Here is a 15,395-nt window from a genome sequence, read left to right as displayed (position 1 = left end):
TCTGAATCCCCTGGACACGCCCGGACCAGCAACACATTTATGGCCTATAACCCCTCATCGACTTCCGGGCATAAGAAAACCCCTCCCGCGGGAGGGGTTTTCTTATAGGTGGAGGAAAGTGGAGGTCAGCCCTGCTGGCGACGCTGCTCCCACTTCTCCTCGAGATTGCTCATGAAGGATCCTGAGGGACTCGGCGCCGATGTCCGGGGCCCGGACCCGCCGGGGCCGCCTCCGTTGCCGTTGCCGTCGTCGTTCCCGCCGTCATTGCGGTGGCCACCCCCGGATCCACCGGTGGTGGCGAGGTACACGCCGCCGCCCATGATGAGGAACCCGAGAACGCCCACGGGGATCCACTGGTTGTAGATGCTCAGCAGCAGCACTCCAATGCCCGCCACGGCGATGAGCAAGCCGAGCACAAGATTGCGCACGTTAAGCTTGCCGACAGACGCTTCCTGCAGCGAGCTGGCAAAGCTGGGATCCTCGGACTGGAGCTGCTCCTCCAGTTCCCTCAGCAGCCGCTGTTCGCGCTCCGACAGTGCCATCGCGACGCTCCTTGGCTCGGGTCCTTTACGGTCTGTGGAACGTCAGTCTATCTGCTGCACTGGGCTGTGACCTAGCCGTAACCCTGACTTGTGATGGACCTGTGACGGAATGTCCAGCAATTCACCAGACTAGGGTTCTTCCCTGCGCTCTTCCCGGGGATCCTCGCGCTGTGCCCGGGGCGGCACGAGGGAGGCCGGCATCACGGGCAGGTGAGGGAACTTGTCCGCTACGGCGTCGAGGGCTTTCTCCGCGTCGACCCATCCAGAGTCACGGGTATCGAAGCTCAGCTGCAGGGAGCCGTCGTAATCATGGAGACGCTCCGCCCGCAGTCCGATGAGGCGCACCGCCTGGGGGCGCTGACCCAGCTTTTCCAGAAGCGTCACGGCGTGCTGGTGCAGCACTTGGGCCGAACTGCTGGGGTGCACCAGCGTGGCCGAACGGGTCAGGGTGCTGAAGTCCTGGTAGCGCAGCTTCAGACTCACCCCTCCGGCCGTCAGCTCAGCCCGCCGCAGCCGCGAGGCCACCTTATGCGCCAGCCGGAGCAGCTCGCGGCTCAGTTCGGCGGTGGAGCTGATGTCCTCACTAAACGTCTCCTCGGCCCCGATGCTCTTCTCGGCCCGGTGCGGCTGCACCTGACGGTCGTCATGCCCCCAGGCAAGCTGGTGCAGGTGATCACCGGTGACGCCGAAGCGTGCGGTCAGAGTCTTAGGCGGAGTCTCAGCCAGCTGCCGCACGGTCCGAATACCCATCTGCTCCAGCGCCTGGGCGGTCTTGCCGCCCACGCCCCACAACGACGTCACGGGCAGGCTGTGAAGGAAGCTCAGCCGTTCGGTAGGCGGCACCAGGAGCAGCCCGTCGGGCTTGGCCCGCGTGGAGGCGATCTTGGCGATGAACTTGCGGTCCGCGATGCCCACTGTGGCCGGCAGCCCGAAGTCGGCGCGGATGTCCCGGCGGATCTTCTCCCCCATCTGGGCGGGGCTGCCGAGTCTGCGCCGACTGCCCGTCAGATCCAGGAATGCCTCGTCCACACTGAGCTGCTCCTTGAGATGAGTCAGTGTGTCGAAATAACTCATAATGCCGGCCGAGAGCTCGCGGTACCGGTGCATATGAGGAGGAAGGACCGTGGCACCGGGACTCAGCTGCATCGCTCGCGAGAGCGGCATTGCCGAACGCACACCGTCGGTGCGGGCTTCGTAGGAGGCCGAGAGCACCACTGAGCGGCCGCCCGGCTGGGCCACGATCAGCTTGCGCCCCCGCAGTTCGGGCTTGTCCAGCAGCTCCGCTTCCACGTAGAAGGCGTCCATGTCCACGTGCGCAATGATGCGCGGGGCGGAGCCCGGTGGCAGGGTGCTCGCGCGGTTCATGCCCACCACAGTAGCGCCGTGGTCTGACAGGAGTCGTGCACACTCCGCGCGGCGCGAGCGACCGCGTATAGGCTGGTGCGCATGAGTGCCGAGGACTTCGTTGGACGAGTCAATGCCCGCTGCGAGACGTTCCTGCAGCGGCGGAGGGAGGAGATTCTCAGCATCTCTCCCGAGGGAGCCCCTCTGGCGGATTCTCTGCTGGCCCTGACGTCCGGCGGCAAGAAGCTGCGACCGGTCCTGGCATGGATCGGCTGGCGCGCTGCCGTCAGTGCCCGCTCCGGGGGTGGGCCCGAGCTGCCCGCGTCCGAGGCCTCCGCTGCGGAGCTTCTGGGGGTGGCACTCGAGCTCTTTCAGGCGGCAGCACTGGTACACGACGACGTCATCGACCGTTCAGACGTCCGGCGCGGCCAGCCGAGCACCCACAAGCGATTCGAAGCCCTCCACCGCGAACATGCCTACAGCGGCGATGCACCGCATTTCGGCACGACCGGCGCAGTGCTCTCCGGGGATCTGGCCCTGGGGTGGGCGGGCCAGGCGTTCGCAGAGGCTCAGCAGCAGTCCTCAGGCGCTCCGGAGACTCTGGACGCCGCCCGCCGGGTGTTCCAGCAGATGCATACCGAGGTCATCACCGGCCAGTACCTGGACGTGCTGGCCGAGGTCGGCCCGCCGGCTCCCTCCGAAGCGGAGGCTGTCGCCCGCGCACGGAATGTGCTGCGATTCAAGGCCGCCAAGTACTCCAGCGAATACCCCGTGGTGCTCGGCTGCGCCCTGGGCGGCGGCGGTGAGGACCTTCGCCGCAATTTAGGGGCGGCCTCCCTGCCCGTGGGCGAGGCGTTCCAGTTGCGCGATGACCTCCTGGGCGTGTTCGGCGATCCCGAGGTCACCGGAAAGCCGGTCGGCGATGATCTTCGCGAGGGAAAACGCACCGAACTGATCGCCTACGGCCTGTTCCGCTCCCCCGAGGCGGCGGCAGCGGAGCTTGCCGGCATGCTGGGAAACCCGGATCTCTCAGACGACGACGTCTCACGCGCCAGAGAGATCCTGGTCTCCTCTGGCGCTGTCGCCGAGGTCGAACGCTCAATCGAGACTCTCATGGACCAGAGCCGGCAGGAGCTTGATGGACTGAAACAGCTAGGTGTAGCGGCTGAGGTCCTGGAGGATTTCGCCGACGTAAGCCGACGGCTGGTCAGCCGCCTGTCCTGACACCTCCCCGGCCCGGTGCCGCGGGGCCGGGCCTTGAGGAATCTCTCAGCTGCAGTTCGGTACGCTGGGCGGGTGAATGACCAGCAGCATGCCCAGGGGCGTCCGAGACCAGACTCAGCCGGCGGCACTTCCACCGCCGACACCTGGATCGGTTCCACCATCGACGGCCGGTACACCATCACCCGGCGCATCGCGCGCGGAGGCATGTCCACGGTCTATCTGGCCCGGGACCAGCGGCTGAACCGCGACGTCGCCATCAAGGTCCTCTTCCCCCACATGGCTGAGGACCGCAAGGTGGTGCAGCGCTTCGAGCAGGAGGCTCGCAACTCCGCCCTGGTCACTCATCCCAATGTTGTGCAGGTGCTGGATCAGGGACAGACGCGCGAGACCGCTTACATGGTCATGGAGTACGTACCGGGGGCGACGCTGCGCACCCTCCTGAAGAAGGGGCCTATGACCCCACGGCTGGCCCTGACGTACCTCCAGTCCATTCTGGCCGGACTTGCCGCCGCTCATCGGGCTGGGCTTGTGCACCGGGACATCAAGCCGGAGAACGTCCTGGTCTCCACCGAGGGACACATCAAGCTTGCTGACTTCGGCCTGGCGCGCGCGGCCACCCATCACTCAGGCACCTCAACTCTGATGGGTACCGTCGCCTACATCTCGCCTGAGCTGCTGTCCGGCGAGGGCGCCGATGAGCGTGCTGACATCTATGCCATGGGCATTCTGCTCTACGAAATGCTCACCGGGGTTCAGCCCTACACCGGCGACTCCCCTGTTCGGGTGGCTTTCCAGCACGTGAACTCGACCGTCCCCGCTCCGTCGTCCTATGTGCCGGGACTGGCCGCCCCGCTGGACGATCTAGTGCGTGAGGCCACGCGCATCAACCCCGCGGACCGCCCGAAGAACGCCGATGCGCTCCTAGGGCTGCTGGAAGAGGCGCGCGAAGAGCTCAGCCCCGAGGATCTGGACTTCGACGGGGCCCTCGCCAAACACCGGCGCCACCATCCCCATGCTTCGCCGGCCGCTGCTCCCCTCATGCCGCCTGCGCCGGAGACCGGCGGGGCCCTCTCCGCCGGGACTCCCGAGCACGCCGAGGGTGGTTTCGAAGAAGATGAGCCCACTTATACCCCTGCGGCGGGCACCGCTGCGCCGACAGCTCCCACCACGGTGGCGGAGGACTTCCCCACGGTGGACGACACCCAGGTCTGGGATGAAGACATCACCGCCGCACTTGGCCATGCCAAAGCGGCCGGAGCGCCTCGTCCGCAGGCCCCGGCACAGAGCAACCCGTGGTCCACGCTGGATGTGGCGGAGCGTCAGACGGTCGCGGAGGTTCCCCTGCCCGGGCAGCTGAGCGTCCATGATCCGGAGACCAGCCACTTCACCTCAGTGGCACCGCAGGAACCTGCCCGCGGCGACCGGAAGGACCGCCAGCGGCCTCGAGTGTCGCTGCACGGCCCCACCCCCACGCAGCACTGGATCGCCGTCGCGGTGATGATGATCGCCACGGCGTTGCTGATGCTGCTCGGGTACTACCTGGGGGCCAGCGAGGGGATCATCCCTTCGCTGCCGACTACTTCACCTGAGTAAGAGCTTCGGCCACCAGGAAGGCCATCTCCAGGGACTGCTTGTGGTTCAGCCGCGGGTCCACCAGGGACTCGTAGCGGGCGTCGAACGCTGACTCGTCGATGACGTCCGAGCCGCCCAGGCACTCGGCGACGTCGTCGCCGGTCATCTCCACATGCAGACCGCCGGGGTAAGTGCCGGCAGCCTGGTGCACCTCGAAGAAACCGCGCACCTCATCCATGACGTCGTCGAAGCGGCGGGTCTTGTAGCCGTTCTTGGCGGTGATGGTGTTGCCGTGCATGGGGTCGGTGACCCACACGACCTTGGCGCCGGAGTCCCGCACCGCCTCCACCAGCGGGGGAAGCTTCTCCCGGATGTTGGCCGCGCCCATGCGCGAGATGAAGGTCAGGCGGCCAGGCTCGCGCTCGGGGTCGAGCTTGTCGATGAGTGCCAGGGCAGTCTCGGGCGTGGTGCTGGGACCGAGCTTGACTCCCAGCGGGTTCTGGACTCGCGAGAGGTAGTCCACATGAGCGCCGTCGAGATCGCGGGTGCGCTCACCGATCCACACGAAGTGCCCGGAGGTCACATAGGGCTTGCCGGTGCGGGAGTCGATGCGGGTCAGGGCCCGTTCATAGTCCAGCAGCAGCGCCTCATGGGCGGCGTAGAACTCAGTGCGCTTCAGCCCGTCGAACTCCGCGCCGCAAGCCTCCATGAAACGCACAGCCCGGTCAATCTCTCCGGCGATCTGCTCGTAGCGGGCGTGAGCGGGGTTCTCCATGAACCCCTTGTTCCACTGCTGCACCGCGCGCAGATCCGCGAAGCCGCCCTCGGTGAAGGCCCGCACGAGGTTCAGGGTGGCCGCTGACTTGTGGTACGCCTCGACCATGCGCTTCGGGTCCGGGATCCGGGACTCCGGTGTGAAGTCGAAGCCGTTGACGATCTCCCCGCGGAAGCTGGGCAGCGTCACATCGCCACGGGTCTCCATATCGGAGCTGCGGGGCTTGGCGTACTGGCCGGCCATGCGGCCCATCTTCACCACCGGCAGAGAGGCACCGTAGGTGAGCACCACTGCCATCTGGAGGATGGTCTTGACCTTGGCGCTGATCTTGTCAGCGGTGACGCCGTCGAACGTCTCCGCACAGTCCCCGCCCTGCAGGAGGAAGGCTTCGCCGTTGGCCACCTTGGCCAGGCGTCGCTTGAGCTTGTCGACCTCCCCGGCGAATACCAGCGGCGGGTTCGCGGAGAGCTCCTCGTAGGAGGAGTCAAAGTCGGGGTGACCGCGCCAGTCCGGCTGCTGCGTCAGGGGAAGCTCGCGCCAGTTATCGAGCCCCGGATAGTCGGCGGCACCGGTGTGGAGAATCTCTCCGGGCGCGGTCAACAGGGTCTCTGAGGTGTTCTCTGGCGCATTCGTCACCCCCATAGGGTAAGCACGCGGCGGCAACGGCCCCTAATCGCCCTGATCAGGGTTCCACATGTTGGAAGTCGAGACCTCAGCCTGTTCCGCCGCGCTTCTGGGCAGCATCGCGGTAGAGCTCATCGACCACGTCGGCGTAGTCCTTCACGACGTTGCTGCGGCGGATCTTCATCGAGGGGGTCAAGTGCCCGGAGTCGATCGTAAAGTCCTGCTCGAGGACCTTGAAAACCCTGATCGACTCCGCCCGTGAGACGCTCTCGTTGGCACGGTCGACCACCGACTGCAGGTGTTCGCGGATCTGGGGATTCTCCACGAGTTCACTCATCGGAGTCTGGGGGTCCAGACCCAGGCGGGGCAGCCAGGTGGGCAGCGTCTCCGGGTCCAGGGTGATGAGTGCGGCTACAAAGGGCCGGTCATCACCGACGACGACGACCTGGCTGACGATCGCATCAGCGCGGATCTGGTCCTCCAACTGCGCGGGCGAGACGTTCTTCCCCCCGGCGGTCACCAGGATCTCCTTCTTGCGGCCGGTGATGGTGAGGAATCCGTCCTCGTCTAGCGTGCCGACGTCGCCCGTTCTGAACCATCCGTCCTCGGTGAAGGTCTCCTGGGCCAGCTCAGGCCAGTTGCGGTAGCTGCTGAAGACGCAGATACCCTTGCCGAGAATCTCTCCGTCCTCGGCAATCTTCACGGCACAGCCGGGTAAGGGGATGCCCACGGTGCCGATTTTGTAGTTCTCCGGGGTGTTGACCGTGATGGGCGCCGTGGTCTCGGTCAGACCGTAGCCTTCCATGATCTGCACGCCGATGCCGTGGAAAAAGTGCCCCAGGCGGGCGCCCAGCGGAGAGCCGCCGGAAACCGCATGGGTCACCCGCCCTCCCATCCGGGCATGCAGCTTGGAGTAGACGAGGCGCGCAAAGAGGGCGTGCTTGAGGCTGAGCCCCAGGGGCACCCGCCCGGCCTGCTGAGCCCGGGACCATTCGATGGCCGTCTCAGCGGCTTTGGCGAAAATCTTGCCCTTGCCGTCGTTCTCTGCCTTCATCATGGCGGCGTTGTAGATCTTCTCGAAGACCCTCGGCACCGCCAGCAGGAAGGTGGGTCGGAAGGTCCCTAAGTCATCCACGAGCTGCTTGATGTCCCCGGTATGCCCAACCCGGGCGCCGGCGGCGACACAGATCACGGAGATGAAGCGGGCGAACACGTGGGCCAGAGGGATGAACAGGACGGTGGACGCCTCTTTGTTGATCACCGCCTGCAGGGAAGTCATCGCTTGGATCGACAGATCGGCGAAGTTTCCGTGGGTCAGCTCGCACCCCTTGGGGCGTCCCGTAGTGCCGGAGGTGTAGATGATGGTCGCCAGGTCTTCCAGACCAGCACGGCTGCGGCGACTCTCGACCTCCTCGTCGCTGATCTGGGCTCCGGCAGAACGCAGCTCCTCGAGGTCCTCCCCCTCGATCAGGAAGATGTGGGCGACGCCGTCGAGGTTCTCATCCACGATGGCCCGGTCCACGGCTCGCAGGTGCTGATCCTTCTCTGCGAAGACGATGCTGACACCGGCGTCCTGGATGATCCAGGCGATCTGGCTCGGTGAGGAGGTCTCGTAGATCGGCACGGTGACGGCCCCGGCGTACCAGATGGCGAAGTCCAGCAAGGTCCACTCGTAGCGGGTTGCCGCCATGAGAGCTACACGATCGCCGGGCTCGACTCCGCGTGCGATGAGGCCTTTGGCCAAGGCGGTGACATCCTCGCGGAAGGCCGCGGCGGTGATGTCGGTCCATTCTCCGGGGATGAGCTGGCGTCCGAACAGTACATTGTCCGGATCTGCGGCGACCTGCCTCTCGAGCAGATCGGTGATGTTCAGCTCGGGCTCGACCTCGACGATGCGGGGCACGGAGTGCTCGGCTCTCAGCGGCGCGTCGGAGCTTCCCCCGGCCGTGTGCGTGGCTGCTGCGGTCATGGCTCCTCCTCAAGTCACCACCGTCATGTGGTCCACATCACACTAGTGAGCGGGAGGGGGCTTGTCCAGAGGGCGCACGCTCTCTGGAGGGCGGTAAGGCCCTTAGTCAGGCTTACGGCGAGATGACCGGTGGGAAGTCCGACGACGCAGGGCCTCGCCAGCGGCCTGCCCTGCCGCAGCGGCGCGCTCCCGGGCGGCGCTCGCCTTGCTGTAGAGCGCATCAACGACGCCGGAGAAGTCCCTCATGACCTCGGGCCGCTTGATCTTCAGGGACGGGGTGAGGTGGCCGGATTCGATGGTGAAGTCCTCACCGAGGACGGTGAATTCACGAATCGACTCAGCCTGGGAGACCGTACTGTTGGCCTGATCGATCACCGACTGCAGATGCTTGAGGACCCGTGGATGCTCGGTGAGCTCAATCAGCGGCGTCTCCGGATCGATTCCCTGACGCCTGCACCAGGGCACGATGGTCTCGGAGTCCAGGGTGATGAGAGCCCCTACGAACGGGCGCCCCTCCCCCACCACCACAGCCTGGGAGACCAGCACGTCGGCACGGATCACGTCCTCCAGCTGCGCCGGGGAGACGTTCTTGCCACCGGCGGTCACCAGGATCTCCTTCTTGCGCCCGGTGATCTTCAGGCGACCAACCTCGTCGAGCTCGCCCAGGTCACCGGTGCGGAACCAGTCCTGGCCGCCGTCGTGTGCCGAAACAAAGGACTCTTCCATGGCCTGGGGGTTCTCGCGGTACCCACGGAAAACGCAGACCCCACGGCCGAGGATCTCTCCGTCCTCGGCCAGGGCAATGTCGTTACCAGGCAGCGGGGTGCCCACGGTACCGATGCGGTAGACGCTGGGGATGTTGCCGGTGATGGGCGCACTGGTCTCCGTCAGGCCGTAGCCCTCGATGATCTGCACGCCGATGCCGTTGAAGAAGTGGCTGGTGCGCTCGCCCAGCGGCGAACCCCCGGAGAAGGCATGGGTGACGTTGCCACCCATGCGAGTGATGAGCTTGGAGTAGACCAGCTTGGAGAACAGCGCGTGCTGAGCCTTCAGCAGCAGCGAGGGCCGGGAGTCTGTGGTGGCCCGGGAGTACTTCACCGCCACATCCACGGCCTTGGCAAAGATCTTCCCCTTGCCCTCGGCCTCGGCCTTGAGGGCGGCGGCGTTGTAGATCTTCTCAAAGACTCGGGGAACACCCAGGAGGAACGTGGGGCGCACCGCTGCCAGGTCGTCGATCAGCTGCTTGATGTCCGCAGTATGGGCCACTCTGCCCCCGGCGGCGATGAAGATGATGGACACGAACCGGGCGAAGACGTGGGCCAGGGGCAGGAACAGCACCGTGGAGGAGTCTCGGCTGATGACACCGTCCATCGCCGCGAGAGTCTGCAGGCTGTGGTCGACGAAGTTCCCGTGGGTCAGCTCGCATCCCTTGGGTCGTCCGGTGGTGCCGGAGGTGTAGATGATGGTCGCCAAGCTCTGCAGGTCAGCCTCGCTGCGGCGCGCCTCGCACTCGGCGTCGGTGATCTCCTCACCTGCGGCCCGCAGGTCGTCCAATCCTGGACCGTCGATCGTGTAGACGTCGCGCAGGCTCTCAACCGAGTGCTCGGAGACCGCTTGCGCGATGGTCTTGGCGTAGGAGGCGTTCTCGGCGAAGGCCGCAATGGCCCCGGAGTCCTGCAGGATCCAGGCGATCTGTGAGGCCGAGGAGCTTTCATAGATCGGCACCGGCACCGCGCCGGCGTAGAAGCACGCGAAGTCCAGCAGCGTCCACTCGTAGCGGGTCGCAGAAAGGATGGCCACGCGGTCCCCGCTGGCTACACCGGAGGCGATCAGGCCTTTAGCCAGTGCCACCACATCAGCCCGAAAGGCCTCCGCGGTGATGTCGTCCCAGTCGTCGGCGGCGTCGCGGCGGGAGAAGAGTACATTGTGCGCGTCCAGCGTGACCTGCTGCTCCAGCAGGTCGGTGATGTTCAGAGCAGGGTCAACCTCGACTACCCGCTCGGTGGAGACGATGCGGTCTGGAGTGAACACCTCTGCCATGGACTCAGACCCGCGCGCCGTCGTCGCTGCTGCTGCGCTTGGAGGGCATCTGGAGGAACAGGATCACCAGTCCCAGGAGGATCACGCCGATGAGCGCCAGGGTGGTCCAGGTGGGGAAGTTCACCGGCAGGAACGGGAAGACCACCAGGCACAGGATCGCCGCAATGGTCAGCGTGGCGCCGATGACCACGCCGGGCTTCGCCCCGGCCAGCGGGTTCTTGGGGTGGGGCGGCCGGAAATCGTCGATCTCAGCGAGCACGTCATCGTTGACGGTGTAGTCGCGCGGGCCGCGCGCCGCCGGCCGCCGGCCGCTGCTGCCAAGGTTCTTGGGCACGGGGCGCCCGGGGACCGGCTTGGGACCTGACGGGATGTCATCGCGTCGCTTGTTCATGCCCTCCAGCCTACCGGCAGGCCTGCGGCCCGTCACTTACCTGTCACGCACGTGCACGGACTGGATGAAACCGACGGTGCGGCGCTGAAGCAGGTCAGCGTCCCAGTCCAACGTGGCGACGTGACCGCTTCGCCGCAGGATCACTTCCGTGACCTGTCCGGGCGCCAGCCTCTTCTTCAGCAGCTGTGCGGAACGGCTGCCCACCACCGCATCCCGCGGGGAACGCAGGAGCATCACGGCAGTACCACGTTCGCGCAGCAGCGGCAGAGCCTTCCTGCTGCGGGCAAAGAGACGGTCCAGCTGGACGACGCCGCGCAGCGGAGTCTGCTCGTACGCCTCCTCCACCACTCCGTCCTTGGCGATGTCCCCGGCGATGGCAGGCAGAGTGGGGCGGAAGCGGCCCAGCACGGCCGCGGCCGCACCGGTCATCGGCGCCAGACGCAGCCCTGGATTGATCACCACGACGCCGGGAGAGGGTGCTCCTCCGCTGCCCGGGGTGCGCGCTGCGGACCAGAGCGCCAGGGCCCCGCCCATGGACAGTCCCACGGGCACCACCGTGGCGCACCGGGCGGCAAGGCGGTCATGGGCTGCTGCGACAGCTTCCAGAATGGTCTCGGCGCGAGTGGCCGCGAGGTCCTGCCAATGGGTCCCGTGGCCGGGAAGCAAGGGCATCTCCACATCGATGTCGGCGTCGGCGAGCGCATCAGCCACCGGCTGCATCGAGGCCGTGGTGGAGGTGAAGCCGTGTAGCACGAGGGCTCCGGGCCGACTGCCGGGACCGCGGGTCGGGGCGCTGTTCACCATGGGTTTACTGTAGTGGCCCTAGAGTAGGGGTGTTCGTCACCGAAGAGCAGAGGAAGAGGAGACTGTGGCGTCGTCGTTCTATCACCTGGCCAAGACGTTCCTGGTAGAGCCGGTGGTCAAGACGACCTTCCGGCCCTGGGTCAAGGGCCTGGACAACATTCCCGCCGAAGGACCGGCCATTCTGGCCTCGAATCACCTCTCCTTCTCTGACTCGGTGTTTATCCCCGTGGTGGTCCCGCGGCAGGTGCGCTTTCTGGCGAAGAAGGACTACTGGCAGGGCAAGGGGATCGCCGGGGCCTGGAACCGCTGGTTCTTCGACGCCAGCGGCCAGATTCCTATGGATCGCTCCGGAGGCGCGGCCAGCCAGAACTCTCTCAACGCCGGCGAGCAGGCTCTGCGCAACGGTGACCTGCTGGGCATCTACCCGGAGGGCACGCGCAGCCCCGACGGCCGCCTCTACCGCGGAAAGCTGGGCGTGGCGCGCCTGGCGCTCAACACCCAGGTGCCGGTGATCCCGATCGCCCTGATCGGCACGGACAAGGTTCAGCCTCTGGGCAAGATGGTCCCCCGGGTCCGCCGGGTGGGCATGATCATCGGTGAGCCCATGACCTTTGAGTCCTACTACGCCAATGCCAAGGACCGATTCGCCCAGCGCGCGGTTACCGACGCCATCATCTACCAGATCATGCGCCTGTCGGGTCAGGAGTACGTGGACGTCTATGCGGCCGACGTCAAGCGCAAGCTTGAAGCGGAGAAGGCCCAGGCGGAGAAGAGATTGGGCAAGTTCCGCCGTCGTAAGCAGGACTGATCCTGGTCACGAGCACACCGGGTGGGCCACGGGCACGGCGTATTCGAGAAAGTAGTCGTCAACTACCGCGTCGACGCAATCGCTGCGCCCGTATGCCCCGAATCCCGGCCCTTCGTAGACCACCGGCGTGCCGGCCAGCAGGTGCTCACTGAGTCGCTGGCCCCACTCGGGGTGGCTCAGCGGGTCTTGCGCCCGCCATGGCGCCACCGACTCCGCAGCTGCTGGCACCGCGCTGGCTAGCGGTGTGAAAACTGTCAACGGCCGCATTGGTGTGGACGCGCACGGCAATGAAGCCAAGAACGTGGCGCAGTTCGCCCAGGAGACCGGACGGTCCGCCGGCGTGGTCTCCGATGTGCCTTTCGCCCACGCAACGCCCGCGTCCTGGGGCGCCCACGTAGCCTCCCGTGGTTCCAACCACGAGATCGCCGAGCAGATGATCTACGGCGATCTGGACGTGATCATTGGTGCCGGCCACCCCCTCTTCGACGAGAATTCCCAGCCCCGTACCGCCAACTGGCAGTGGATGACCGAGGGGCAGTACACCGATCTGCAGAGTGGCAACACCGGCTTCACTTTCGTCGAGACCTCCGAGGAGATCGAGGCTGTGGCCGATGGCATCGACGTGCCTGAGCGCTTCTTCGGCCTCGCCCCCGCCGCCACCACCCTGCAGTACAACCGTGACAGCCTCGCTCAAGCTGAAGCCCGTCGTGGTTCCGGCCGCACCGATGGAGAGCCCCTCACCGCGGATCAGCAGCTGGCTCCCTTCGAAGCTGATCGCAATGACATCGTCTCGCTTCCCGATATGACCCGCGCGGGCCTGAACGTGCTCTCTCAGAACGACGAGGGCTTCTTCCTCATGGTCGAGGCCGGCGCAGTGGACTGGGCCGGTCACGCTAACGCCACCACCGGCACCATCGAAGAGATGATCGCCTTCAATGATTCCGTTGAGGTCGTCAACGATTGGGTGGAGCAGAACTCCTCCTGGGACGAGACTCTCGTCATCGTCACCGCCGACCACGAGACCGGCTACCTCGAGGGCCCGCACGGTGAGCCCCAGTGGACCTCCATGAGCGGCACCGCAGGCGAACTGCCCACTGACGGCTGGTACTCCGGTGACCACACCAACCACCTGGTTCCTCTCTTCGCCCGCGGTGCAGGCGCCGAGCTCTTCTACGACTACATCAAGGGGACCGACCCTGTCCGGGGAGCTTACGTGGATAACATCGACGTGGCTCTGATGAACTTCGAGCTCTGGGGCGAAGATGCCGAGGCCCGTGACTCTGACGGCATCCCGCTGGACGTGACCATCCCCGAGCTGGGCGACCCGGGCACCGGCCCCGGCTCCCTGGTGATATCCATCGCCCAGAACAACGGCGTTGAGCTGACCGGCGGTCACAACATCGGTGACGCCCGCCGCTACCTGGGCGTGCTGCCCACGATTTCCGTGACTGACTCCCGTGCACCGGCTCAGGCCGGCGGCGAGAACGGCGGCTGGACTGTCTCCGGTCAGTCCTCCCGCCTGGAGTCCGGCACGAATGTGCTGGCTCCCGGGTACCTGGGATGGTCCCCGGCTCTGGCCAACAACTCCCGCGAAGGCGTCACTGAGGGCGCACCGGTCCGCACGCTGCTTCGCGGCGGAGTCGGTCTGGCTCAGCCCCAAACCCTGGGTTCCGCGGTGGGCGACAACCGTCTCGGAACCACTGGCTTGACCGCGGAGGTTGCCCTGGAGGCTCCTGTCGACGCTCCCGCCGGTGACTACGAGGGCGAACTGACTGTCTCGCTCTTCCCGGTCGACTAATCACACCTTCATCTGGCTCGTCCTTCCTGGGACGGAGCCAGTCAGACCGGCCCGTCGGGTCCCGCGCAGACTGCACCAGCGGTCTCGCGGGCCCCGGCGGGCCACCCCTGTTTTCCTGACCACGACTGATACCCAAGGATTCTCCTGTGTCTGATTGCACCACCCACCGGCTGAGGCCCGCCCTCCGGTGGCCCTCAGTGATTCTCGCGGCTGTGATGCTCGTCATCGTTCAGCTCGCTGTTCTGCTCCCCACCGTGGCCGCCGCCTCCTCTAATCCAGTGGACGGCAGCACCGAAGAAGGATCCGACGAGGACCACAGTGAACCCGCGGGTGAAGACTCCGGGGGACGCACCACCTGGTCCATCACTCCTGGCGAGGACGGGCAGGACGCTGAACCCCACATCTCCCTGCGCACGGAGATCGAACCCGGCGAGAGCGCCGAGGACACCGTGACCGTGACGAACTTCAGCGATCACCCCGCCAGCTTCGTGGTCTACGCCAGCGACGGCCTCATTACCGAAGACGGTCAGTTTGATGTACTCCCCTCCAGTGACGCCCCCGAGGCTGCGGGGTCATGGATCACCGTCGGAGAAGACACCGCACCCGGCGAGCCGGTCACCGTTGAGCTGGAGCCGGAATCCGACATCACCCTGCCGGTGAGCATCACTGTGCCAGAGGCACGCTACTCCGGGTGACCATCCTGCAGGCATCGTGGCGGCCCTCGCACAGGATTCCGGCGGCGTCGGTATGGAGTCCCGCGTGGGTGTCCGCGTGCACCTGCGCGTGGCAGGCGACCTGGTCCCCACCCTGGCCGTCACCGGGCTTGAGACTCGCTACGAGGGTTCCTGGAACCCCTTCACCCCCGGCACCCTCTATGTGGACTACCGGGTGGAGAACACCGGCAACGTGCGTCTGGGCTCCGAGTCCACTGCCGTGGGCTCCCACGTGCTGGGCATCGGCGAGCGCAGCGCCCCCCGGCACCGAGCACCGTGAGATCCTCCCGGGACAGGATGTGGCGGTCTCTGCCCAGCTGGAGAACGTGTGGCCGCTGTTCCGGTTCTCCGGCGAGATCGACACCGTCCCGGTGGCGGTGGGTGAAGACGTCATCGACGTGCCCATCGAGGCCACAAGCACCGATTGGGCCGCCTGGGCAATGCCCTGGCCGCATCTGCTGGTGCTGGGCCTGATTATCGCCTGGCTGGTCCTGAAGCGGTGGCGGAAGATCCGTCAGGAGAAGGCCACCCAGGCCCGGATTGATGCCGCACTTGCTGAAGCCCAGGCCGCGGGCACCGCCGCTGAGGAGTCCGACGACGGCGTCAACGACCTCTTCCCCGAGGATGAGAGCACCACAGGGGACAGCGCTGCCGAGGATGAGCCCACTGACGTGCAGCGGGCCCCACGCCGCGCGCGGCGCGCTCCGGCCCACGCCCAGCGAGCGGCGGCGGACGACTAGTTGTACTTCCCCGTGAGGTTGTGAACACGGTCTGAGGGCACAGCGCCTCCG

General features: G+C 66.2%; 15 protein-coding genes. 7 read left to right on the top strand and 8 right to left on the bottom strand.

Translation table 11 applies throughout. The features are described 5' to 3' along the window. Positions 1 to 125: 125 nt before the first annotated feature. Together RH857_RS12845 and dinB are read right to left on the bottom strand one after the other, a co-directional pair. A complete protein-coding gene (locus RH857_RS12845; RefSeq protein ID WP_310538375.1) occupies positions 126 to 542 on the bottom strand; it encodes a DUF3040 domain-containing protein in 417 nt (138 codons plus the stop codon). A gap of 129 nt (positions 543 to 671) precedes the next feature. Then, positions 672 to 1,907, bottom strand: coding sequence for a DNA polymerase IV (gene dinB, locus RH857_RS12840; protein ID WP_310538374.1), 1,236 nt, complete (start codon positions 1,905 to 1,907; stop codon positions 672 to 674). Positions 1,908 to 1,988: 81 nt separating this feature from the next. On the opposite strand from dinB, the gene RH857_RS12835 reads away from it, so the two are divergent. Both RH857_RS12835 and RH857_RS12830 read left to right on the top strand, forming a co-directional pair. After that, the gene (locus RH857_RS12835) at positions 1,989 to 3,110 is read left to right on the top strand and encodes a polyprenyl synthetase family protein (protein WP_310538373.1); all 1,122 of its coding nucleotides are present in this window, start codon (positions 1,989 to 1,991) and stop codon (positions 3,108 to 3,110) included. A gap of 72 nt (positions 3,111 to 3,182) precedes the next feature. Next, entirely contained in the window at positions 3,183 to 4,703 is a 1,521-nt protein-coding gene (locus tag RH857_RS12830; protein WP_310538372.1) for a protein kinase domain-containing protein, read from the top strand. Here RH857_RS12830 and RH857_RS12825 read toward each other — a convergent pair. The 5 genes from RH857_RS12825 to RH857_RS12805 all read right to left on the bottom strand — a co-directional run bounded on the left by RH857_RS12825 (position 4,687) and on the right by RH857_RS12805 (position 11,285). Continuing rightward, the gene (locus RH857_RS12825; protein WP_374761172.1) at positions 4,687 to 6,099 is read right to left on the bottom strand and encodes a class II 3-deoxy-7-phosphoheptulonate synthase; all 1,413 of its coding nucleotides are present in this window, start codon (positions 6,097 to 6,099) and stop codon (positions 4,687 to 4,689) included. The genes RH857_RS12830 and RH857_RS12825 overlap by 17 nt on opposite strands. Before the next feature lie 70 nt (positions 6,100 to 6,169). Next, a complete protein-coding gene (locus RH857_RS12820; RefSeq protein ID WP_310538371.1) occupies positions 6,170 to 8,050 on the bottom strand; it encodes an AMP-dependent synthetase/ligase in 1,881 nt (626 codons plus the stop codon). A 102-nt stretch (positions 8,051 to 8,152) separates the two neighbouring features. After that, entirely contained in the window at positions 8,153 to 10,090 is a 1,938-nt protein-coding gene (locus tag RH857_RS12815; RefSeq protein ID WP_310538370.1) for an AMP-dependent synthetase/ligase, read from the bottom strand. Positions 10,091 to 10,094: 4 nt separating this feature from the next. Next, positions 10,095 to 10,481, bottom strand: coding sequence for a hypothetical protein (locus RH857_RS12810; RefSeq protein ID WP_310538369.1), 387 nt, complete (start codon positions 10,479 to 10,481; stop codon positions 10,095 to 10,097). 36 nt (positions 10,482 to 10,517) lie between these two features. Then, positions 10,518 to 11,285, bottom strand: a complete 768-nt coding sequence (locus RH857_RS12805) for an alpha/beta hydrolase (protein ID WP_310538368.1) — start codon at positions 11,283 to 11,285, stop codon at positions 10,518 to 10,520. Between the two features lie 64 nt (positions 11,286 to 11,349). On the opposite strand from RH857_RS12805, the gene RH857_RS12800 reads away from it, so the two are divergent. Next, entirely contained in the window at positions 11,350 to 12,093 is a 744-nt protein-coding gene (locus RH857_RS12800; protein ID WP_310538367.1) for a lysophospholipid acyltransferase family protein, read from the top strand. 6 nt (positions 12,094 to 12,099) lie between these two features. Here RH857_RS12800 and RH857_RS12795 read toward each other — a convergent pair whose 3' ends face one another. Next, complete coding sequence (locus RH857_RS12795) at positions 12,100 to 12,321, bottom strand: alpha/beta hydrolase (protein ID WP_310538366.1); 222 nt, start codon at positions 12,319 to 12,321, stop codon at positions 12,100 to 12,102. On the opposite strand from RH857_RS12795, the gene RH857_RS12790 reads away from it, so the two are divergent. The 4 genes from RH857_RS12790 to RH857_RS12775 all read left to right on the top strand — a co-directional run bounded on the left by RH857_RS12790 (position 12,221) and on the right by RH857_RS12775 (position 15,344). Beyond that, a complete protein-coding gene (locus RH857_RS12790; protein ID WP_310538365.1) occupies positions 12,221 to 13,891 on the top strand; it encodes an alkaline phosphatase in 1,671 nt (556 codons plus the stop codon). The genes RH857_RS12795 and RH857_RS12790 overlap by 101 nt on opposite strands. A gap of 146 nt (positions 13,892 to 14,037) precedes the next feature. Continuing rightward, entirely contained in the window at positions 14,038 to 14,586 is a 549-nt protein-coding gene (locus RH857_RS12785; RefSeq protein WP_310538364.1) for a hypothetical protein, read from the top strand. Positions 14,587 to 14,602: 16 nt separating this feature from the next. After that, a complete protein-coding gene (locus RH857_RS12780) occupies positions 14,603 to 14,884 on the top strand; it encodes a hypothetical protein (RefSeq protein WP_310538363.1) in 282 nt (93 codons plus the stop codon). A gap of 19 nt (positions 14,885 to 14,903) precedes the next feature. Beyond that, the gene (locus RH857_RS12775; protein WP_310538362.1) at positions 14,904 to 15,344 is read left to right on the top strand and encodes a hypothetical protein; all 441 of its coding nucleotides are present in this window, start codon (positions 14,904 to 14,906) and stop codon (positions 15,342 to 15,344) included. Positions 15,345 to 15,395: the final 51 nt, after the last annotated feature.

Source organism: Nesterenkonia flava, assembly GCF_031432335.1.
In the GTDB taxonomy this organism is placed as follows: domain Bacteria; phylum Actinomycetota; class Actinomycetes; order Actinomycetales; family Micrococcaceae; genus Nesterenkonia; species Nesterenkonia flava.
This window is presented reverse-complemented; position numbering and strand designations above follow the sequence as displayed.

Coding starts and splice junctions, on each gene's coding strand:
- RH857_RS12820 (WP_310538371.1), bottom strand. CDS start 8,050: ATGACCGCAGCAGCCACGCACACGGCCGGGGGAAGCTCCGACGCGCCG.
- RH857_RS12825 (WP_374761172.1), bottom strand. CDS start 6,099: ATGGGGGTGACGAATGCGCCAGAGAACACCTCAGAGACCCTGTTGACC.
- RH857_RS12845 (WP_310538375.1), bottom strand. CDS start 542: ATGGCACTGTCGGAGCGCGAACAGCGGCTGCTGAGGGAACTGGAGGAG.
- RH857_RS12810 (WP_310538369.1), bottom strand. CDS start 10,481: ATGAACAAGCGACGCGATGACATCCCGTCAGGTCCCAAGCCGGTCCCC.
- RH857_RS12835 (WP_310538373.1), top strand. CDS start 1,989: ATGAGTGCCGAGGACTTCGTTGGACGAGTCAATGCCCGCTGCGAGACG.
- RH857_RS12805 (WP_310538368.1), bottom strand. CDS start 11,285: ATGGTGAACAGCGCCCCGACCCGCGGTCCCGGCAGTCGGCCCGGAGCC.
- RH857_RS12815 (WP_310538370.1), bottom strand. CDS start 10,090: ATGGCAGAGGTGTTCACTCCAGACCGCATCGTCTCCACCGAGCGGGTA.
- dinB (WP_310538374.1), bottom strand. CDS start 1,907: ATGAACCGCGCGAGCACCCTGCCACCGGGCTCCGCCCCGCGCATCATT.